The sequence below is a fragment of the Stenotrophomonas sp. YAU14D1_LEIMI4_1 genome (assembly GCF_003086815.1).
In the GTDB taxonomy this organism is placed as follows: Bacteria; Pseudomonadota; Gammaproteobacteria; order Xanthomonadales; family Xanthomonadaceae; genus Stenotrophomonas.
In genome coordinates this window covers 1,511,360-1,530,526 of record NZ_CP025997.1, presented here as the reverse complement: position 1 = coordinate 1,530,526, position 19,167 = coordinate 1,511,360, and the positions used below count along the sequence as shown (strand labels likewise).

20 protein-coding genes are annotated in these 19,167 nt (G+C 66.6%); 9 read left to right on the top strand and 11 right to left on the bottom strand.

Annotation, left to right across the window (positions count from 1 at the left end):
* Position 1: 1 nt before the first annotated feature.
* The 7 genes from C1932_RS07050 to C1932_RS07020 form a co-directional block, all read right to left on the bottom strand.
* Positions 2-454, bottom strand: a complete 453-nt coding sequence (locus C1932_RS07050) for a ClpXP protease specificity-enhancing factor (RefSeq protein ID WP_108761675.1) — start codon at positions 452-454, stop codon at positions 2-4.
* 84 nt (positions 455-538) lie between these two features.
* Positions 539-1,174: a glutathione S-transferase N-terminal domain-containing protein gene (locus tag C1932_RS07045; protein ID WP_108761674.1), complete on the bottom strand. Its 636-nt coding sequence runs from the start codon at positions 1,172-1,174 to the stop codon at positions 539-541.
* A 133-nt stretch (positions 1,175-1,307) separates the two neighbouring features.
* Positions 1,308-2,057, bottom strand: a complete 750-nt coding sequence (locus tag C1932_RS07040; RefSeq protein WP_108761673.1) for a cytochrome c1 — start codon at positions 2,055-2,057, stop codon at positions 1,308-1,310.
* Positions 2,050-3,309: a cytochrome bc complex cytochrome b subunit gene (locus C1932_RS07035; RefSeq protein WP_108761672.1), complete on the bottom strand. Its 1,260-nt coding sequence runs from the start codon at positions 3,307-3,309 to the stop codon at positions 2,050-2,052. The genes C1932_RS07040 and C1932_RS07035 overlap by 8 nt, the downstream gene beginning before the upstream one ends.
* On the bottom strand, positions 3,309-3,929 hold the full coding sequence (gene petA / locus C1932_RS07030; protein WP_108761671.1) for a ubiquinol-cytochrome c reductase iron-sulfur subunit: 621 nt from the start codon (positions 3,927-3,929) through the stop codon (positions 3,309-3,311). The genes C1932_RS07035 and petA overlap by 1 nt, the downstream gene beginning before the upstream one ends.
* Positions 3,930-4,108: 179 nt before the next feature.
* On the bottom strand, positions 4,109-5,026 hold the full coding sequence (locus C1932_RS07025; RefSeq protein WP_108761670.1) for a lytic transglycosylase domain-containing protein: 918 nt from the start codon (positions 5,024-5,026) through the stop codon (positions 4,109-4,111).
* Between the two features lie 46 nt (positions 5,027-5,072).
* The gene (locus C1932_RS07020; protein WP_108761669.1) at positions 5,073-6,041 is read right to left on the bottom strand and encodes a WYL domain-containing protein; all 969 of its coding nucleotides are present in this window, start codon (positions 6,039-6,041) and stop codon (positions 5,073-5,075) included.
* 83 nt (positions 6,042-6,124) lie between these two features.
* On the opposite strand from C1932_RS07020, the gene C1932_RS07015 reads away from it, so the two are divergent.
* The 9 genes from C1932_RS07015 to C1932_RS06975 all read left to right on the top strand — a co-directional run bounded on the left by C1932_RS07015 (position 6,125) and on the right by C1932_RS06975 (position 14,557).
* Positions 6,125-6,745 (top strand): glutathione S-transferase family protein, encoded by a 621-nt coding sequence (locus C1932_RS07015; protein ID WP_108755838.1) that lies wholly within the window; start codon positions 6,125-6,127, stop codon positions 6,743-6,745.
* 169 nt (positions 6,746-6,914) lie between these two features.
* Positions 6,915-8,333 carry a tRNA (N6-isopentenyl adenosine(37)-C2)-methylthiotransferase MiaB gene (gene miaB, locus C1932_RS07010; protein ID WP_108749151.1) on the top strand — a complete coding sequence of 473 codons (1,419 nt, stop codon included), beginning with the start codon at positions 6,915-6,917 and terminating at the stop codon, positions 8,331-8,333.
* Between the two features lie 269 nt (positions 8,334-8,602).
* Entirely contained in the window at positions 8,603-9,589 is a 987-nt protein-coding gene (locus tag C1932_RS07005; protein ID WP_108761668.1) for a PhoH family protein, read from the top strand.
* Entirely contained in the window at positions 9,586-10,071 is a 486-nt protein-coding gene (ybeY, locus tag C1932_RS07000; protein WP_108749149.1) for an rRNA maturation RNase YbeY, read from the top strand. Before C1932_RS07005 ends, ybeY begins: the two co-directional genes overlap by 4 nt.
* 47 nt (positions 10,072-10,118) lie before the next feature.
* A complete protein-coding gene (locus C1932_RS06995; RefSeq protein ID WP_108761667.1) occupies positions 10,119-10,730 on the top strand; it encodes a hypothetical protein in 612 nt (203 codons plus the stop codon).
* 71 nt (positions 10,731-10,801) lie between these two features.
* On the top strand, positions 10,802-11,347 hold the full coding sequence (locus C1932_RS06990) for a hypothetical protein (protein WP_108763376.1): 546 nt from the start codon (positions 10,802-10,804) through the stop codon (positions 11,345-11,347).
* A gap of 64 nt (positions 11,348-11,411) precedes the next feature.
* Positions 11,412-12,293 (top strand): transporter associated domain-containing protein, encoded by an 882-nt coding sequence (locus tag C1932_RS06985; RefSeq protein WP_108749147.1) that lies wholly within the window; start codon positions 11,412-11,414, stop codon positions 12,291-12,293.
* Complete coding sequence (locus tag C1932_RS06980; protein ID WP_108761666.1) at positions 12,290-13,528, top strand: DUF4105 domain-containing protein; 1,239 nt, start codon at positions 12,290-12,292, stop codon at positions 13,526-13,528. The genes C1932_RS06985 and C1932_RS06980 overlap by 4 nt, the downstream gene beginning before the upstream one ends.
* Before the next feature lie 6 nt (positions 13,529-13,534).
* A complete protein-coding gene (locus C1932_RS06975) occupies positions 13,535-14,557 on the top strand; it encodes a magnesium and cobalt transport protein CorA (protein WP_108752665.1) in 1,023 nt (340 codons plus the stop codon).
* Positions 14,558-14,736: 179 nt separating this feature from the next.
* On the opposite strand, the gene C1932_RS06970 is transcribed toward C1932_RS06975, so the two are convergent.
* From C1932_RS06970 to potA, 4 genes are all read right to left on the bottom strand, one after another.
* Entirely contained in the window at positions 14,737-16,101 is a 1,365-nt protein-coding gene (locus tag C1932_RS06970; RefSeq protein WP_108761665.1) for an NAD-dependent succinate-semialdehyde dehydrogenase, read from the bottom strand.
* A 66-nt stretch (positions 16,102-16,167) separates the two neighbouring features.
* The gene (locus tag C1932_RS06965) at positions 16,168-17,010 is read right to left on the bottom strand and encodes an ABC transporter permease subunit (protein WP_108752663.1); all 843 of its coding nucleotides are present in this window, start codon (positions 17,008-17,010) and stop codon (positions 16,168-16,170) included.
* The gene (locus C1932_RS06960) at positions 17,007-17,939 is read right to left on the bottom strand and encodes an ABC transporter permease subunit (protein ID WP_108761664.1); all 933 of its coding nucleotides are present in this window, start codon (positions 17,937-17,939) and stop codon (positions 17,007-17,009) included. The genes C1932_RS06965 and C1932_RS06960 overlap by 4 nt, the downstream gene beginning before the upstream one ends.
* Entirely contained in the window at positions 17,936-19,072 is a 1,137-nt protein-coding gene (gene potA, locus C1932_RS06955; protein WP_108761663.1) for a polyamine ABC transporter ATP-binding protein, read from the bottom strand. The genes C1932_RS06960 and potA overlap by 4 nt, the downstream gene beginning before the upstream one ends.
* Positions 19,073-19,167: the final 95 nt, after the last annotated feature.

Below are 19,167 nucleotides of genomic sequence, written 5' to 3'. Positions count from 1 at the left end.
TTTATTTGACCACGCGCAGGGTCGGCCGGCCCTTCGGCGGCGGGTTGGACGGCGGCGTGTCGTCCGGCGGGGTGTCGCCCTCGTGCAGCGGCTCGTCACTGGCAGCGGTCGCTTCGGCACCGGGAATATCGTCCGGCAGTGCCATGCCCTGCCCGGTTTCGCGCGCGTACACGGCCAGCACCGCACTGATCGGCACCTGCACCGGGTAGCTGGTGCCGGAGAAGCGCGCCGAGAAGCTCACCATCTCGTTGTCGATCATCAGCCGTACCACCGCACGCTCGGCGATGTTGAGCACCACGCGCCCGTCCTTCACGGACGAAGGCGGCACCTGCACGCCGGGCACGCCGGCGTCGACCAGGATGTGCGGGGTCAGCTGGTTGTCGTTGATCCATTCCACCAGGGCCCGCAGCAGGTACGGGCGGTGGCTGGTCATGTGGAAGAAGTCGTCGGTCATGCGTGAAGTGTACGCGCACGACGCCCCTGTCGGGGCGTATCACGGCACGCCGGTGGGCGTGCAGACGGGAACTGCAGCAATCGCCTAGACCGGCAGGTCGCGCAGCTTCTTTTCCTGATCGGTCAGGCTGCGCACGAACCCGGGGTGGCGGAAGATGCGGTTGCCATAGTCTTCGATGACCTTGCCATCCTTGGGCAGCGGCACGTCCAGCGACTGCAGGCGCCAGATGATGGGCGCCATCGCGCAATCGGCCAGGCTCATTTCCGGGTTCAGGAAGAACTTGCTGGCCTTGAACAGCGGCAGTGATGCGGTCAGCAGTTCCTTCAGGCGCTTGCGGCCGGCTTCGGCCTGGGTCTTGTTGCCCAGCTGGATGGCCTGCACCTGCGGCACCCAGTCGTGTTCGATGCGCAGCATGGCCAGGCGGATGCGTGCACGCGACAGCGGATCAACCGGCATCAGCGGCGGATGCGGGTAGCGCTCATCCAGGTACTCACTGACCACCGAGGCGGCGTACAGCACCAGCTCGCGCTCCACCAGGGTGGGCACCGAGTGGTACGGGTTGAGATCGATCAGATCTTCCGGCGGGTTCTGCGGATCGACCGGCACGAAATCATACGTTACGCCCTTGGCCGCCAGGACCAGGCGCACCCGATGGCACAGGACATCGTCGTTCGAGGAAAACAGCGTCAGTGTATTGCGCATGCGTACGCTCGCCGCCATCAAAGGCTCTCCCACGACAGGAGACCGCCTGCCGTACCGGCGCCACCAGCCCCTTGCCGGTGGTCGACTCCTGCCCGAGTGTGCAACCGGGCATCACAAAAGCCAATAGGCCTGAGGCAATGCCCCGCCCGGCTCAATGCACGTCCTTCCAGTATTCCTTCTTCAGCAGATACAGCAGGAAGGTCAGCAGGGCCAGGAACAGGATCACCCATACACCCAGCTGCTGGCGCTTCAGTGCGGCCGGTTCGCCGGCGTATTCCAGGAAGTTGGTGATGTCGCGCACGGCCTGGTCGTACTGCCCGGCATCCACGTTGCCGGGGCTGTCGATGCGCAGACCGGTGACCGGCGGGTCCATGCCCGGCGCTTCGGCCTTGCCATGCACCGCGTGCTGCAGCCCCTGCATTTCCCACAGCGGGTTGGGCATGGAGGCATTGGGGAACACGGTGTTGTTCCAGCCCAGCGGACGGCTGCTGTCCAGGTAGAAGGACTTCAGGTAGGTGTAGATCCAGTCGCTGCCACGCACGCGGGCGATCAGGCTGAGATCGGGCGGCATCTTGCCGAACCATTTCTCGGCCTGTTCCTTGGGCATCGCCACCGGCACCGGATCGCCGATGGCCGAACCGGTGAAGTTGAGGTTGTTCATCACCTCTTCCTCACTCAGGCCCAGGTCCTGGCCCATGCGCGAATAGCGCAGGTACTTCAGCGCGTGGCAGCCGGAACAGTAGTTCATGTACAACTGCGCGCCGCGCTGCAGCGACGCGCGGTCACCCAGATCATTGCCGGCCTGCAGCAGTTTGGCGCCGCCCTCGGCGGCGTGGGCCAGGCTGCTGCCCAGCACAAGGGCGGCCACCAGGGCCAACCGGACCATCCAGCGCTCAGTCATGCGTGGTCACCCTTTCCGGTACCGGCTTGGTCTTGTCCAGCCTTGTCCATATCGGCATGGTGATGAAGAACGCGAAATACAGGAAGGTCAGCACGCGGCCGATGTAGGTTTCGTGTACATCGGTGCCCGGACCCGAGCCGATCACCCCGAGCCACACGAAGCACACGGCGAACACCCCCAGCAGCACCTTCGACAGCAGGCCGCGGTAGCGGTAGGACTTGACCCGCGCCCGGTCCAGCCACGGCACCAGGAACAGGATGGCGATGGCCGAGAACATCACCAGCACGCCGCCCAGCTTGTTGGGCACCACGCGCAACATGGCGTAGTACGGCGTGTAGTACCAGACCGGCTTGATGTGTTCGGGGGTGACCAGCCGGTTGGCTTCGGTGAAGTTGTCGTGTTCCAGGAACAGACCGCCGAAGGCCGGGGCGAAGAAGATGATGAAGGCGGCGATGACCAGCAGGAAGCCGACGCCGACGCCATCCTTCAGCGTGTAGTACGGGTGGAACGGAATGCCATCGGCCGGCGCGTTCGGCGACCAGCGGTTGCCCTTGGGCCCCTTCTTGATCTCCACGCCGTCGGGGTTGTTCGAGCCCACTTCGTGCAGCGCGCCCAGGTGCAGCACCACCAGCAGCAGCAGCACCAGCGGCAGGGCGATCACGTGCAGGGCGAAGAAGCGGTTCAGCGTGGCATCGCTGGGCAGGTAATCGCCCATGATCCATTCGGTCAGGCCGTTGCCGATGACCGGGATGGCACCGAACAGCGAGATGATGACCTTGGCACCCCAGAACGACATCTGGCCCCAGGGCAGCACGTAGCCCATGAAGGCTTCGGCCATCAGCACCAGGTAGATCAGCATGCCCAGGATCCACACCAGTTCGCGCGGCTTCTGGTAACTGCCGTACAGCAGGCCGCGGAACATGTGCAGGTAGACCACGATGAAGAACAGCGAGGCCCCGGTGGAATGCATGTAGCGGATCAGCCAGCCCCATTCCACATCACGCATGATGTATTCGATGGAGGCGAACGCTTCGGCGGCGTTCGTCTTGTAGTGCATGGTCAGGAAGATGCCGGTGACGATCTGGTTGACCAGGATCAGCAGCGCCAGCGAACCGAAGTAGTACCAGATGTTGAAGTTCTTCGGCGCGTAGTATTCGCTGACATGCTTGCGGTAGACCGGCATCAGGCCGGGCGCGCGCGCATTGACCCAGTCGGCCACGCCGCTGGCGGTACGGTTGAGGATGTTGCTCATCAGGCAGCCCCCTGCGGATCGACACCGATGATGACGGTGTTGTCGTCCTGGTAGTGGTGCGGTGGCACCAGCAGGTTGATCGGCGCCGGCACGTCCTTGAACACGCGGCCGGACATGTCGAAGCGCGACTTGTGGCAGGGGCAGAAATAGCCCCCCTTCCACTGCGGATCGTAGGGTTCAGGGCGGATCTCGGCGACCATTTCCGGCGAACAGCCCAGGTGCGTGCACAGCCCGACCAGCACCGAGATTTCCGGTTTGATCGAACGCAGCTCGGGGTTCTGCTTCAGCACGTACCCGGGCTGCTGGTCCTTCTCGCCCGATTCGGGATCCTTCAGGCGGCCATCGAGCCCATGCAGCGCATCCAGGATGGCCTTGGAGCGCTTGACGATCCAGATGGGCTGGCCGCGCCACTCCACGATCAGGCGTTGGCCTTCCTGCAGCGCGCTGATGTCGGCCACCACCGGTGCGCCGGCAAGCTTGGCACGGGCACTGGGGTTCCAGGACTTGATGAAAGGAACAGCGGTGAAGCCGACGCCGACGGCACCCACCACGGCAGTGGTGGCAGTAAGAAAACGCCGACGTCCGGTGTTGACTGGATCGTATACCCCATCGTTGGCCATCCGGCACTCCGATATTGATTAGGTAGCTTTAAGGCTGCCAGCGGATCCGGTGGGGGCCAGAGCCGCATTGAATCGTGGTCGAGTGTAGCGGAACCGTCGCGCGCCACACAACGCGGTGCAACAAAATCTTGAACGTGTGCCGACGCCTCGCCGCTTCGCTCGCCAGGCATGGCCTGGCGCTACTGGTGGCTTAGTGCGGTGCGGTAGCGATCGGCCAGCTGGCCGACCCGGCGCACGTAGTACTGGGTTTCACTGTACGGGGGGACGCCGCCATGGCGGTCGACCGCACCCTCGCCGGCGTTGTAGCCGGCGGCGGCCAGGGTCAGGTCACCGTTGAAGCGCTTCAGCAGCCACGCCAGGTACTGCACGCCGCCACGGATGTTCTGGCTGGCATCGTAGGAATCGGCGACACCGAAGCGCGCCGCGGTGGGCGGCATCAGCTGCATCAGCCCCTGTGCCCCGGCGCGGCTGAGCGCGGTGGGGTTGTAGGCCGATTCGGCATGGATGATCGCGCGCACGATGGCTTCTTCCACGCCGAACTCACGCGCGGCCGAGGCGATCTCGGTCTGGAACGAGGTCGTGTTGAGCCGCACGCTGCCGAAATCGACGCGCGGATTGACCCCGCAGGCGTAGCAGCGTTCGATGAAGCTGTAGCGGATGGTCCGCACCGGCCCCAGGTTGGCCACCTGCGCTGGCCGCGCACTGGTGTAGTGGCGAACCCCGTCCTTCATGTACGAATAGACCTGGCCACTGACCGTGCGGCCCGCACGCGGTGTGGCCACAGGTGCTGTGGTGGGGGCGACTGCCGGGCTGGCCGCGCTGGCGGCCACGGCGACCGGATTGCGCTCGGCGCTGGCCACCGCCACCGGTGCGGCGGCAGGCGTAGGCGTAGGCGTGGGCGCTGGCGTGACCGGGCGTGTTGGACGATTGGGCTGGCGGGTGTAGCTGATGGTAGTGCAGCGCGCACCGGCCACCCGCTTGCTGACATAGCTGGTGACCCCGTCAGCGCCTTCGCACTTGTACAGGGTGCCGGCGCTGGCCGGCGCAGCGGTCAGCGCAGCGATGATGATCGCCGTTATCCCCAGTCTCCCCTTCATGGGCGCGAGTGTCCCAGCTTCGCCGGGCCTTGCCAAGCGCCACGGCTCAGTCCGTGACCGCCGGCACAGCCAGCAGCTGGCTCAACCCGCCCAACCGCTCGGCCAGTTCCTGCCGAAGCGTTTCCGGGGTGGTCCACAGCGCCAGCGGCAGGCGGTCCAGGCTGAGGATCTGCGCCAGCATCATGCCCCGACTCTCGGCCCCCATGCGCAGCAGGCAGTGCTGTGGCCCATCGGCCTCCAGCACCCCGCACCAGGGCGGAATGCGACTTTCCAGCTCTGCCTGGCTGCCGGCCAGGCGCAGGGTGGCCTGCAGGGCGAACGGCGCCTGGCTGACGGCCTGGCGCACCATCACGTCCGGCGGCGCCGGTGTGCGCCGATGCAGGCCGGGTTCGGCCAGCGCCTGCACCGCCCCCATCCGGTCCACCCGCAGGGTGCGCCAGTCCTGCCGCCTCAGGTCCCAGGCCAGCAGGTACCAGCGCCGGCCGTAGTTCACCAGGTGCTGGGCCTCGACCTGGCGCTGGGTGACCACGTCCTGTGCGCTGCGGTACTCGAAGGCCAGCCGCGAGGCCTGCCGGCAGTGCTGGGCCAGCCGCCCCAGCAGGCGCGCGTCGGTGGCTGGCAGCTCGTTCAACGTGGCGGTGGCGGCGTGTACTTCACCGGCCTGCTGGCGGCGCCGGGTCGGCACCAGGGGGTCGAGCTTGGACAGCAGGCCGCGCGCGGTGTCGTCGATGCCGGACACCGTGGCCGAGGCCGCACGCAGGGCAATGGCCAGGGTGGTCGCCTCTTCCTCATCCAGCAGCATGGGCAGCACCGGGGCGCCTGAGCCCAACCGGTAGCCGCCGCCGACCCCGGCCGAGGCCTGTACCGGGTAGCCCAGCTCGCGCAGGCGCTCGATGTCGCGGCGGATGCTGCGCCGGTCCACGCCCATGCGCTCGGCCAGCTCGGCGCCCGACCAGTGGCGTCGGGCCTGCAGCAGGGCGATCAGGCGCAGCAGTCGATGGGCGGTATGGCGCATGAAGGATCAAGGACAGAAGTCGTCCGCGATTGTGCCCCAGCATGGCCCCACGGTTCACCCCTCTTACTGCAAGGAGCACCACCATGTCCTCACGCCTGATCACCCTCTACCACGCCGCCCGTTCACGCTCGAGCGGCGCCGTGGCCCTGCTGGAAGCGCTGGGGGCGGACTACCGCCTGCACGTGCTGGACCTGAAGGCCGGCGCCAACCTGGCCCCGGCCTACCTGGCCATCAACCCGATGGGCAAGGTGCCGGCCATCGTCCATGACGGCGCGCTGGTGACCGAACAGGTGGCCATCTATCTGTACCTGGCCGACCTGTACCCTGAGGCCGGGCTGGCGCCGCCGATCGGCGACGCCCTGCGTGGCCCCTACCTGCGCTGGATGGCCTTCTACGGGGCCTGCTTCGAACCGGCGATGATCGACCGCGCGATGCACCGCGACCCGCCGCCGCACGCGTTCTCGCCCTACAACGACGCCGACACCGTGCTGCAGGTGATCGAGGCCCAGCTGGCGCAGGGGCCGTACCTGCTGGGTGACACCATGAGCGCCGCCGATGTGCTGTGGGGCAACGCGCTGCAGTGGACCACCGCGTTCGGCCTGGTCAAGCCGGCGCCGGCCACGGCCGCGTTCATCGCGCGCATGGCGGAACTGACCGCGTTTGATCGCTCGCGGCAGATCGACGCGGAGCTGGTGGCGGCCTGAGGCGTGCCGGTAGATCCACGCCAAGCGTGGATGAATTCCGCCGGGCATGGCCCGGCGCTACCGGCGGGCGGCGTGGAACGTGGGTCGCGGCGCATCCGGCATTCCGGCGGGCGGTGCGGGATACGGGTAGAATTGCCGCCTTTCCCGCCACCCGAATGGATTAAGCGCCATGACCGGGACGCCAGACGTCTTTCCGCCCGCCGCCCCGGGCGGTACCCCGCTCGTTGCCCTGCCCACTGGTCCGCGCAAGCCCGACCAGGTGAAAGGCAAGCTCTACATCAAGACCCACGGTTGCCAGATGAACGAGTACGACTCGGCCAAAATGGCCGACGTGCTTGCCGCCAGCGATGGCCTGGAACTGACCGACCGCCCGGAAGACGCCGACGTCATCCTGGTCAACACCTGCTCCATCCGCGAAAAGGCGCAGGAGAAGGTGTTCAGCCAGCTGGGAGTATGGAAGGGCCTGAAGAACAAGGGCCGCGAGGTCATCATCGGCGTGGGTGGCTGCGTGGCGTCGCAGGAAGGCGAAGCGATCATCAAGCGCGCACCGTTCGTCGATCTGGTGTTCGGCCCGCAGACCCTGCACCGCCTGCCCGAACTGATCCGCGCCCGCCGCGAACAGCAACGCCCGCAGGTGGACATCAGCTTCCCCGAGATCGAGAAGTTCGACCGCATGCCCGAACCGCGCGCCGAAGGTGCGTCTGCGTTCGTATCGATCATGGAAGGCTGTTCCAAGTACTGCTCGTTCTGCGTGGTGCCCTACACCCGCGGCACCGAGGTCAGCCGCCCGTTCGAGGACGTGGTGGTGGAAGTGGCCCAGCTGGCCGCGCAGGGCGTGCGCGAGATCAACCTGCTCGGCCAGAACGTCAACGCCTACCGTGGCCCGTATGGCGACGGTGAGTTCGCCGACCTGGGCCTGCTGATCCGCACCATCGCCGAGATCGATGGCGTTGGCCGCATCCGCTTCACCACCTCGCACCCGCTGGAGTTCAGCGATTCGCTGGTCGATGCGTTCCGCGACGTGCCGCAGCTGGCCAACTTCCTGCACCTGCCGGTGCAGGCCGGCAGCGACCGCGTGTTGTCGGCGATGAAGCGCGGCTACACGGCGCTGGAATTCAAGTCGAAGATCCGCAAGCTGCGCGCGGTGCGCCCGGACATCTCGATCAGCTCGGACTTCATCGTCGGCTTCCCCGGCGAGACCGATGCCGATTTCGAGAAGACCATGAAGCTGATCGAAGACATCGGCTTCGACCACAGCTTCTCCTTCATCTATTCGCGCCGCCCGGGCACGCCGGCGGCCGACCTGGAGGACACGATCAGCGATGCGGAGAAGCACGCGCGCCTGTCGCGCCTGCAGGAACGCATCAATGCGCACGCGGCCAGCATCTCCGAAAAGATGGTCGGCACGGTGCAGACCGTGCTGGTGGAAGGTCCGTCGCGCAAGAACCCGAATGAGTTGACCGGCAAGACCGAGAACATGCGCTCGGTGAACTTCCCGGCGCCGGCGCGCCTGATCGGCCAGTTCGTGGATGTGGTGATTACCGAAGCGCTGACCAATTCGCTGCGCGCGCGGGTGGTGGCGGAATAAGGGAGGTGTGCCGACCAACGGTTGGCACCCACCGGGGCTCCATCGATGGGGTCAGAGCCCCTTCGGGGATCTGACCCCGTCGTTGCCTGGCACATTTTTCACCAGCGCTTCACAAGCGTTGCGGGGTGGGCACCGCACCCACTTGTCCACAGCTTTCTGCGGCGCCGATCCACACCCGGTGTGGAGAACTGTCGCCCCGCCCGTCCGCGCGCTACCCTTGTCTTCCCTGACCCACCGCGGTGGACGGCGAACCCGCCCCACCCTCTGCAATGAAAAGCATCGAGCATCGAGATTTCACCCTGTCGCCGGAAGACACCGAGCGACTGGCCAACCTGTCCGGCCCCTTCGATGGGCACCTGCGCCAGATCGAGCTGAAGCTCGGCGTGGAGATCGCCAACCGCGGCTTCGTGTTCCGCATCAGCGGCCGCGACGAAGCCACCGCCGAAGCGCAGAAGCTGATTGAAGCGCTGTACGCCGAGACCGCCGAAACCACCTTCGACAGCCACGCGATCCATCTGCGCTTGGCCAAGGCCAACCTGGATCAGATCGCCGAGCGCGCGTACGAAGCGCAGGAGGTGGCGATCAAGGTCAAGCGTGGCACCGTGCGTGGCCGCGGCGCCAACCAGGCCCGCTACCTGCACCAGATCACCACCCACGACATCAACTTCGGCATCGGCCCGGCTGGTACCGGCAAGACCTTCCTGGCCGTGGCCAGTGCGGTGGAAGCGCTGAACGAATCGCGCGTGCAGCGGCTGATCCTGGTGCGCCCGGCGGTGGAAGCCGGCGAGAAGCTCGGCTTCCTGCCCGGTGACCTGTCACAGAAGGTCGATCCCTACCTGCGCCCGCTGTACGACGCCCTGTACGAAATGCTGGGCGTGGAAAAAGTGGTGAAGCTGCTGGAAAAGAACGTGATCGAGATCGCGCCGCTGGCCTACATGCGCGGCCGCACGCTGAACGATGCGTTCGTGATCCTGGACGAGGCGCAGAACACCACCATCGAACAGATGAAGATGTTCCTGACCCGCCTGGGCTTTGGTTCCACCGCGGTGGTGACCGGCGACCTGACCCAGACCGATCTGCCCAAGCACGTGAAGTCGGGCCTGCGCGATGCCATCGACGTGCTGCGCGATGTGGACGGCGTCAGCTTCACCTTCTTCGAAGCGCGCGACGTGGTGCGCCACCCACTGGTGGCCCGCATCGTCAGTGCCTACGACCGCCGCGACCTGCACCAGATCCAACCCGGAGCCACCCCATGACCAAAGGTCCCGTGCGACTGGATGTCGCCATCAGCTATGCGCTGCCCCGCACCGGCCTGCCGGCCGCCGTCAGTTTCCGCAAATGGGTGGCCGCGGCATTGAAGGGCCGCATCCGCGAAGCCGACCTGGCCATCCGCGTGGTCGATGCCAAGGAAGGGCAGTCGCTGAACCGCCATTACCGTGGCAAGGATTACGCCACCAATGTGCTCAGCTTCCCCGCCGAGCTGCCCGAAGGCCTGCCCAAGGGGGTGAAGTTCCCGCTGCTGGGTGATCTGGTGATCTGCGCGCCGGTGGTGGCGCGCGAGGCCGACGAACAGGGCAAGGCGCTGAACGCGCACTACGCGCACCTGACCGTGCACGGCGTGCTGCACCTGCTGGGCTGGGACCACGAAGACGACAAGGAAGCCGAGGCGATGGAACAGCTGGAGCGCGAGATCCTGGCCGAGCTGGGCATCGACGATCCCTACGCCGGCGAGCGCTGAGCCACCGATCGCGCTACCCTGCAGCGGCAACCACCCCGGAGACAAGGATGATGATGGGCGACATGGGGCCGTTCCTGGCCGGAAGTGCGATCTTTGCCCTGCTGCTGGTCGTGGCCGCCAACATGCTGCGCCGGGTCAGCGCCCGCCACCCGGATGGCCAGCACTGGCTGCTGCGTACGCTGGCCCTGGTCTGCCCGGCCAGCCTGCTGGCCGCTGTGGTGCTGGGCAATGTGGGGCCGCATCTGCTCGGCGGTCCGGGACCGGCCAGCAGTACGCCCACGCTGTGGGCCACCTCGATGGTGCTGGTCCTGATCGGCGCGTTCTCCGCGCCGGTGTGCTGGCGCGTGGTGCTGCAGCATCGCCTGGGGCGGGCCAGCAGCAGCCTGTCGTTCTTCCACGCCACGCGTACCCAGCTGTGCGCGCTGTTCGTGCTTGCCGCGGTCTACGTAACCGCGGTCAAGCGGATCGACGCCGCAGATGTGCCGGCCTGGCTGCTGCAGCCGGGTGTACTGCAGATCGCACTGAGCCAGATGATGCAATTGGTCCATCTGGCCATGGTCGCGGTCATGCTGACCCTGCCCCTGATGGCACTGCGCGCGCTGGCCCGGCGTACGCTGCGGCGTGCGCAGACGCTGCTGGGCCGCGTACCGCAGGGCTGAGCCCTACGGACAGGACGGAGTCCGGCCGCTACCATGGCCGGGCATCCTCCATCGCGGACCCTCTGCCTGTGCTGCTGCGTACTGCCCTGCCCCTGCTGCTTGCCTCCCTTGCCGCCACCGCCTCAGCGGCACCGCTGGACCTGCCCGCACTGATCGAATGCCGCCAGGGCGTGGCCGACCATGCCGCCCTGGCGCCGCTGCTGGCCGACCCGTTGAAGGCCGTGGCCAACGGCCTGCAGCCGCTGCCGCAGGCCAACCAGTTCATGACCGAGTTCCGCCTGGCCAACCCGATCACCGTGTTCGGGCAGCAGACCGACCACATCGCGGTGGCCGGGGCCAGCGTGATGGCCGTGCTGGACCAGGCCGACCCGCACCCGCTGGCCACCCGACTGGCGCTGGAAACCGGTTACGACCAGGGCGGCAAGTTCATGGCCGGCCGCGAAGTGGTCAGCCGCGATGTCACCGACCCGAAGACCGGCGAGGCGCAGATCGAATCGATCATCCTGAGCGTGTCCACGGTGGCCAGCCACCCCGGCCGGACCCTGGCCGGCTGCACCTACAGCCTGGACCTGCCGGCCGAAGACGAGGCCCCCGGCGACGCAGCCAGCGGTCACTGAAAGGCCCCCACATCCTGCTAGACTGGGGCCAACGCCCGGGTTTCCGGGTGCCCTTTTTCCAGAGATGTCTGAAGACGACAGTAGTAGCTCCCCGCAGGAGCCCAATGAAAAGAAGCGCGGCTGGCTGGAACGCCTGACGGCCGCCTTCTCCGGCGAACCCCACACCCGCGACGAGCTGGTGGCCGTGCTGCACACCGCACAGGACGAAGGGCTGATCGCCGCCGATACCCTGAAGATGATGGAAGGCGCCATTTCGGTGGCCGAGCTGACCGTGGGCGACGTGATGATCTCGCGTTCGCAGATGGTCTCGCTGCCGGTCGAGGCGCCCTTCCTGGAACTGATGAAGCAGGTGGTCGAATCCGGCCATTCGCGCTTCCCGGTGCACGGCGAGAACAAGGACGACATCCTTGGCATCCTGCTGGCCAAGGACCTGCTGCGCGGCGTGGTGGCCGACAACGGCCCGGCCAACGTGCGCGAACTGCTGCGGCCGGCGGTGCTGATTCCCGAGGCCAAGAAGCTCAACGTGCTGTTGAAGGAATTCCGCCTGTCGCGCAACCACATGGCGATGGTGGTGGACGAATACGGTGGCGTGGCAGGTCTGGTCACCATCGAAGACGTGCTGGAACAGATCGTCGGCGAGATCGACGACGAGCACGACGAAGCCGAAGACCCCTCGGCGCAGATCGCCATCCAGGCCGATGGCCAGTACGTGGTGGACGCGCTGACCCCGATCGGCGATTTCAACGAACGCTTTGGTGCCACCTTCTCCGATGAGGACTACGACACCATCGGCGGCCTGGTGACCGAGGCCGTGGGCCACCTGCCGGAAGTGGGCGACGAACTGGCGCTGGACCGCTTCATGTTCCGCGTGGCGCGGGCCGACGCGCGCCGGGTGCAGGCTTTCCATGTGACCGTGCTGCCGCCGGACGCGCAGGACGACGCTTGAAGCGCCGCGGCCTGTTGATGCTGGCATGGCTGGCGCTGTGCACGCTGGCCCTGGCACTGCCAGGGTCGGCCTTCGCGCAGGCCGCCGCGGTTCCCGAGGCGGCTGCGGACGCACCGCCGCCGCGTATCGGCGTGGTGACCATGCAGCCGGGCACGGTGTTCTTCGAACGCTTCGGCCATGACGCCATCGTGGTGCTGGACCCGGTCAGTGGTGCGGCCACGTCCTACAACTTCGGCTATTTCGATCCGTCCGAACAGGATTTCATCAGCCGCTTCGTGCGTGGCGAGATGATGTACTACCTGGTGGCGCTGCCGCTGCAGCAGGACCTGTCCTACTACGACGAAACCGGACGCGGGGCCAGCGTGCAGTGGCTGGACCTGCGCCCGGACCAGGCGCGGGCCCTGGCCGATGGACTGGCCGAGCGGGCCAGGCCGGAAAACGCGCGTTACCACTACGACTACTACACCGCCAACTGCGCCACCATGGTGCGCGACACCCTGGACAAGGCTCTGGGCGGCGGCCTGCATGCGCAGCTGTCGGGGCGCTCGCGCGGCAACACTTACCGCAGTGAATCGGTGCGCCTGGCCTCGCCGGCACCGTGGATGTGGCTGGGCTTCGACCTCGGCCTGGGTCCGTTTGCCGACCAGCCGCTGTCGCGCTGGCAGGAAGCGTTCGTGCCGATGCGCCTGGCCGATGCCCTGCGCCAGGTGCGCAACAGCGATGGCCGCCCGCTGGTGCAGAGCGAGCAGGAACTGCTGCCGCACCGCATTGCCGCCGAACCGAAGGAATCGCCGCGGCGCTGGTGGCCGTGGCTGCTGTGTGGCCTGCTGGCCGCCGCAGGCATCGTGGCCCTGCGCCAGCGCCCGCGCCTGCTGGCCGGCCTGGCCCTGCCGCTGTGGCTGTTGTGCACGATCGCCGGCGGCCTGCTGGTGTTCCTGTGGGGCTTCAGCATCCACTACGCCGCCTGGGCCAACCGCAACCTGCTGCTGCTGTCGCCGCTGGCGGTGCTGCTGCTGCCCGGCGCCATCGCCCTGCTGCGCAGGCGCGTGCCGGGTCGCGTGTTCAGCGTGGTGCTGTGGCTGCTGGCCGCGCAGTCGGTAGCCGCACTGGTACTGCACTGGCTGAGTCTGCAGGCGCAGTACAACGTGCAGTGGATCGTCCTGCTGCTGCCGGTGCATGTGGCCCTGGCCTGGGTGCTGGGGCGTAGTCCTCACTTGTCCCACACGGCGCAGTGACGCACGATGGCGGGCATGTCATTGCCCGCCCCTGCTTCCACGGCCGCTTCGGCCAACCCTGCCTGTGTCATCAACTGCGTTCACTACGATGACCAGGGCATCCGCCACGACATCAGCCTGGATGCGATCAGCGATGTGATCGCCAGTGGCAACGGCTTCGTCTGGGTGGGTCTGTACGATCCGGCCGACGCCGTGCTGCTGAAACTGCAGGAAGAATTCTGCCTGCATGACCTGGCCATCGAAGACGCACGCAACGCACACCAGCGGCCCAAGGTCGAGGCCTACGGCAATTCCCTGTTCGTGGTGGTGACCACCGCGCAGATGGTGGACGAGCGCATCCAGTACGGCGAAACCCACGCTTTCCTGGGCCCGCGCTTCCTGGTGACCGTGCGCCACGGTGCCTCGCTGTCCTACGCCCCGGTGCGCGCCCGCGTGGAGCGCGAGCCGCAGCTGCTGAAGATGGGCCCCTCGTACTGCCTGTATGCGGTGACCGACTTCGTGGTGGACAACTACCTGCCCATCACCAATCGCTTCCGCGACACGCTGGAGCTGCTGGAGAAGGACATCTTCGCCGAGAGCTACAAGCGCAGCACGGTGGTGCGGCTGTACGAGCTCAAGCGCGAACTGAACAAGATGCGCATGGCGGTGGCGCCGCTGCAGGATGTGCTGGCCCAGCTGCGCCGTTACCAGGGCGATCTGATTCCCGACGAAGTGAAGCTGTATGTGCGCGACGTGCACGACCACGCCGTGCGCATCAGCGATGTGATCGACACCCTGCGCGAAATGCTGGGCACCGCGTTGAGCGTGAACCTGTCACTGGTGACGCTGGCGCAGGGTGAAACGGTGAAGCGCCTGGGTGCATGGGCGGCACTGCTGGCCGCACCGACCCTGATCACCAGCTGGTATGGCATGAACTTCAGCCACATGCCCGAGTTGAACCAGCCGTGGGCGTACCCGTTGATGATCGTCGGCGTGGGCGCGGTGTGCGTGGGGTTGTACCGCTTGTTCAAGCGCGCGAAATGGTTGTGAGGCGTATCGACCAACGGTCGATACCCACCAAAACGGTAGGCCACGACCGTTGGTCGTGGCTCTTGTCGCTCCAGTAGAGTCGAGCTTGCTCGACTGCTGTTCGCAGAGCAGTCGAGCAAGCTCGACTCTACAAGGGCGCAACAGCAGTCGAGCAAGCTCGACTCTACAGAAGCGGGGTATCAGGCCACGTAGACGGTCTTGATGTTCATGAACTCATGGATGCCGTGGTCGGCCAGTTCGCGGCCGAAACCGGATTGCTTGCTGCCGCCGAACGGCAGTCGCGCATCGCTCTTGACGATGGCATTGACGAAGGCGGCGCCGCATTCCATGCGCTGGGCGAAGGATTCGCCGCGCACCGGATCGCGCGTCCACACGCTGCCGCCCAGGCCGAAACGGGTGTCGTTGGCCACGCGCAGGGCCTCGTCCTCGTCGGCCACGCGGATCACCGCCGCCACCGGCCCGAACAGTTCCTCGTCGTAGGCCGGCATGCCCGGGGCCACCTGGTCCAGCACGGTGGCCGGGTAACCGGCATGCGTACCGGCAATCGGTTCGCCGCCCAACAGAACGCGCGCGCCCTTGGCCACGCTGGCCTGCACCTGGGTGTGCAGCTCATCGCGCAGGTCGGCGCGCGCCATCGGCGCCAGCGTCGTGCCGCGCGCATCGGGATCGCCGTACTGCCGCTCCCCCGCCGCTTCGACGAAACGACGGGTGAACTCATCGGCCACGGCATCCACCACGATGAAGCGCTTGGCGGCAATGCAGGTCTGGCCACTGTTGTCGAAGCGCGACTTCACTGCCGCCGCCACCGCCTTGTCCAGGTCGGCATCGTCAAGCACCACGAAGGCATCGCTGCCGCCCAGCTCCATCACCGACTTCTTCAACTGGCTGCCGGCGTTGGAAGCGATCGAGCGCCCTGCCCGCTCGCTGCCGGTCAGGGTAACGGCCTTCACCCGTGCATCGCGCAGCACCTCGGCAGCCTGGTCGTTGTCGATGTGCAGCACGTCGAACACACCGTCCGGCAGGCCGCCGTCACGGCACACCGCCAGGATCAGGTCGGCACACTGCGGCACGTTGCTGGCGTGCCTGAGCAGGGCCACGTTGCCGGCCATGAACGCCGGCGCCAGGAAACGGAACACCTGCCAGATCGGGAAGTTCCACGGCATCACCGCGAACACGCAGCCGATCGGCTCGTAGCGCACGTAGCTGCGCTGTGCTTCGGTGTCGATCAGCTGCGGCTTCAGATAATCCGCGGCGTGGTCGGCGTAGAACTCGCAGGCCGCCGCGCACTTGTCCACTTCGGCCAGGGCCTCGGCCTTGAGCTTGCCCATCTCGTGGGTCATCGCCTGCTGCAGGTCGTCGCGGCGGCTGCGCAGCTGCGCGGCAATCTGGCGCAGGATGGCGCCGCGTTCCTGCAGCGAGCGCTCGGCCCAGCCGCGGAAGGCATCGGCGGCGGCCTGCAGGCGCTGCTCGATATCGGCAGCGCCCATCAGTTCATGGCGGTAGGTCACCTGGCCGGTGGCCGGATCGACGATCTCGACGGTCATGGGGGGTCTCCATCAGGGTGACCCCCATTGTGCGCCGGCGCCCGTGAGCCGGGCGTGGCTGCGGCCTCAGCCGTTGTCCTGGCGGGCCAGCTGCAGGTCGCGCTGGCGGCGCTTTTCCGCACGCGCGTTGATGTACCAGCCAATCACTGCAGCAATCGACACTGCCGATACCAGCAGGGTGGCCAGTGCATTGATCTTCGGGCTGATGCCCATGCGCACCGAGGCAAACACCTTCATCGGCAGCGTGGTCGAACCGGGCGTGGCGACGAAGCTGGCCACCACCACGTCATCCAGCGACAGGGTGAAGGCCAGCAGCCAACCGGCCACCAGCGCCGGGGCGATGATCGGCAGGGTGATACGGGTGAACACGGTCAGCCGGCTGGCACCCAGGTCCATCGCCGCTTCTTCCAGCGACAGATCCATTTCCTGCAGGCGCGAGGACACCACCACGGTGACGAAGCACAGGGTGAAGGTGACGTGCGCGATCCAGATGGTGGCCAGGCCACGGGCCGGGAAGCCGGGAATGGCGCCCATCGAGGCCAGCAGGGCCATCAGCGAGAACCCCAGGATGACATCGGGCATGACCAGCGGCGCAGTGACCAGCGCACCGAACACCGGCTTGCCACGGAAGCGCTTGAAGCGGGTCATCACCATCGCTGCCAGCGTGCCCAGCACGGTGGCGGTACAGGCGGTCCAGAACGCCACCACCAGGCTGGTCCACATCGCCTCCATCAGCGCGCGGTCGGCGAACAGATCGCCGTAGGCACGGGTGGAGAACCCGGCCCAGACCATTGCCAGCCGCGAGCTGTTGAACGAATAGAACATCAACAACAGGATCGGCAGGTACAGGAAGGCGAAGCCGAGCAGCAGCACGCCCAGCCCCAGACCCTTGGCGGTACGCGGGCTCATGCCTGCTTCCCTTCCAGCAGGCGCTGCTGGGAACGGTTGAACCACAGGATCGGCACCAGCAGCAGCGCGATCATCGCCACGGCCATGGCCGAGGCAACGGGCCAGTTGCGGTTGTTGAAGAACTCGTTCCACAGCTGGCGGCCGACCATGAGCGTCTCCGAACCGCCCAGCATTTCCGGAATCACGAATTCACCCACCGCCGGAATCATCACGAGCATGCAGCCGGCGATGATGCCCGCCTTCGACAACGGCAGGGTGATGCGCAGGAACGCCTGCCAAGGCTTGGCGCCCAGGTCGTAGGCCGCTTCCAGCAGGCGGTGGTCATGCTTGACCAGGTTAGCGTACAACGGCAGCACCATGAACGGCAGGTAGCAGTAGACGATGCCGATGTAGGCCGCGGTCGGGGTATCGATCAGTTGCAGCTTGGGCAGGCCCATGCGGGTCATCAGCGATTGCAGGCCGGTGAACTGCAGGAACTGGTCGAGCAGGCCGTTGCGGTCCAGGATCGCCTTCCAGGCGTACACGCGGATCAGGAACGAGGTCCACGACGGCAGCACCACCAGCATCATCGCCACGTTGCGCGCGGCCGGCGACAGGCGGGCGATGGCATAGGCCATCGGATAGCCGATCAGCAGGGTAAGGAAGGTGGAGATCGCCGCGATCTTGATCGAACTGAGGAAGGCCTGGGCATAGATCGAATCGCGGAACAGCGCCAGGTAGTTTTCCAGGTTCAGCTTCAGCGAGAACGCGCCGTCGACGTACTGCAGCAGCCAGGTATACGGCGGCGAGCCGACCCGGCTGTGCGAGAAACTGATCATCAGCACGATCAGGAACGGCACCGCGAAGAACAGCAGCAGCCACAGGTAGGGAATACCGATGACCGTGGCACGCGTGCCCGGCAGCCAGCGCTTCAGGCCTGCCGCGCTCATGAGGTCAGCACCACGCCGTCGTTGTCGCGCCAGTGCACCCATACCTGATCGCCCCAGGTCAGGCCATCGCTGGCCCAGCGCTGCGAGTTGGCGAAGTTGGCCAGCACCTTGGCGCCGCTGGGCAGGCGCACGTGGTAGACCGAGTGGCTGCCGAAATAGGCGATGTCCTCGATCACGCCCTGCGCCTTGTTGGTGTGCCCTTCCGGCTCGTCCTTGCCGATCATCACCTTTTCCGGGCGCAGCGCGAACGCGACCGGCTGCCCTTCGTAACAAGTGATGCCGTGGGCGATGTAGACCGGCGCCGGGAACAGCGGCGAGCGCACGGTCACGTACTCGGGAAGATCCTCGTCGATCACCCCGTCAAACAGGTTCACCGAGCCGATGAAGCCGGCCACGAAGCGGTTGGCCGGCTGTTCGTAGACCTCGTCGGGCTTGCCGACCTGCTGGATCCAGCCGGCATCCATCACTGCGATGCGGGTGGCCATGGTCATCGCCTCTTCCTGGTCGTGGGTGACCATCACGCAGGTCACGCCCGACGATTCGATGATGCTGACCAGTTCCAGCTGCATCTGCGAGCGCAGCTTCTTGTCCAGCGCGCCCATCGGTTCGTCCAGCAGCAACAGCTTGGGCCCCTTGGCCAGCGACCGCGCCAGCGCCACGCGCTGCTGCTGGCCGCCGGACAACTGGTGCGGTTTGCGCTTGCCCAGGTGGCCCATCTGCACCAGCTCCAGCATCTCGCCCACGCGCCTGACGATGGCAGCCTTGTCCAGGCCGTCCTGCCTCAGGCCGAAAGCGATGTTCTGTTCCACCGTCATGTGCGGGAACAACGCGTAGGACTGGAACATCATGTTGACCGGCCGCTGGTACGGCGGCAGCGCGTCCAGGCGCTGGCCATCCAAGGTGATGCTGCCCTTGGTGGGGGTTTCAAAGCCGCCCAGGCAGCGCAGCAGGGTCGATTTGCCACTGCCCGACCCGCCGAGCAGGGCAAAGATCTCGCCCTTGCGCACGTCCAGGTTGACGTCGTCGACGGCGATGAAGCCATCGAATTCCTTGCGCAGATCACGAATGGACAGATAGCCGGGCGCGCTGGCCGTATCAACGGCGGCGGCTTCCGGCTGGGCTTCAACGGGCATGGGGGCTCCGGGAGCGGGCGGTGGACAGCGGCGGCCATTCTACCGGCCGGGGGGCGATGGCGGTATGACGGGGTGTGGCGGGCGGCGGGTGGTCC

Excerpts from the sequence above, each read along its gene's own strand:
- C1932_RS07050 (WP_108761675.1), bottom strand. The coding sequence starts at position 454 with ATGACCGACGACTTCTTCCACATGACCAGCCACCGCCCGTACCTGCTG.
- C1932_RS07045 (WP_108761674.1), bottom strand. The coding sequence starts at position 1,174 with ATGGCGGCGAGCGTACGCATGCGCAATACACTGACGCTGTTTTCCTCG.
- C1932_RS07040 (WP_108761673.1), bottom strand. The coding sequence starts at position 2,057 with ATGACTGAGCGCTGGATGGTCCGGTTGGCCCTGGTGGCCGCCCTTGTG.
- C1932_RS07035 (WP_108761672.1), bottom strand. The coding sequence starts at position 3,309 with ATGAGCAACATCCTCAACCGTACCGCCAGCGGCGTGGCCGACTGGGTC.
- petA (WP_108761671.1), bottom strand. The coding sequence starts at position 3,929 with ATGGCCAACGATGGGGTATACGATCCAGTCAACACCGGACGTCGGCGT.
- C1932_RS07025 (WP_108761670.1), bottom strand. The coding sequence starts at position 5,026 with ATGAAGGGGAGACTGGGGATAACGGCGATCATCATCGCTGCGCTGACC.
- C1932_RS07020 (WP_108761669.1), bottom strand. The coding sequence starts at position 6,041 with ATGCGCCATACCGCCCATCGACTGCTGCGCCTGATCGCCCTGCTGCAG.
- C1932_RS07015 (WP_108755838.1), top strand. The coding sequence starts at position 6,125 with ATGTCCTCACGCCTGATCACCCTCTACCACGCCGCCCGTTCACGCTCG.
- miaB (WP_108749151.1), top strand. The coding sequence starts at position 6,915 with ATGACCGGGACGCCAGACGTCTTTCCGCCCGCCGCCCCGGGCGGTACC.
- C1932_RS07005 (WP_108761668.1), top strand. The coding sequence starts at position 8,603 with ATGAAAAGCATCGAGCATCGAGATTTCACCCTGTCGCCGGAAGACACC.
- ybeY (WP_108749149.1), top strand. The coding sequence starts at position 9,586 with ATGACCAAAGGTCCCGTGCGACTGGATGTCGCCATCAGCTATGCGCTG.
- C1932_RS06995 (WP_108761667.1), top strand. The coding sequence starts at position 10,119 with ATGATGATGGGCGACATGGGGCCGTTCCTGGCCGGAAGTGCGATCTTT.
- C1932_RS06985 (WP_108749147.1), top strand. The coding sequence starts at position 11,412 with ATGTCTGAAGACGACAGTAGTAGCTCCCCGCAGGAGCCCAATGAAAAG.
- C1932_RS06975 (WP_108752665.1), top strand. The coding sequence starts at position 13,535 with ATGGCGGGCATGTCATTGCCCGCCCCTGCTTCCACGGCCGCTTCGGCC.
- C1932_RS06970 (WP_108761665.1), bottom strand. The coding sequence starts at position 16,101 with ATGACCGTCGAGATCGTCGATCCGGCCACCGGCCAGGTGACCTACCGC.
- C1932_RS06965 (WP_108752663.1), bottom strand. The coding sequence starts at position 17,010 with ATGAGCCCGCGTACCGCCAAGGGTCTGGGGCTGGGCGTGCTGCTGCTC.
- C1932_RS06960 (WP_108761664.1), bottom strand. The coding sequence starts at position 17,939 with ATGAGCGCGGCAGGCCTGAAGCGCTGGCTGCCGGGCACGCGTGCCACG.
- potA (WP_108761663.1), bottom strand. The coding sequence starts at position 19,072 with ATGCCCGTTGAAGCCCAGCCGGAAGCCGCCGCCGTTGATACGGCCAGC.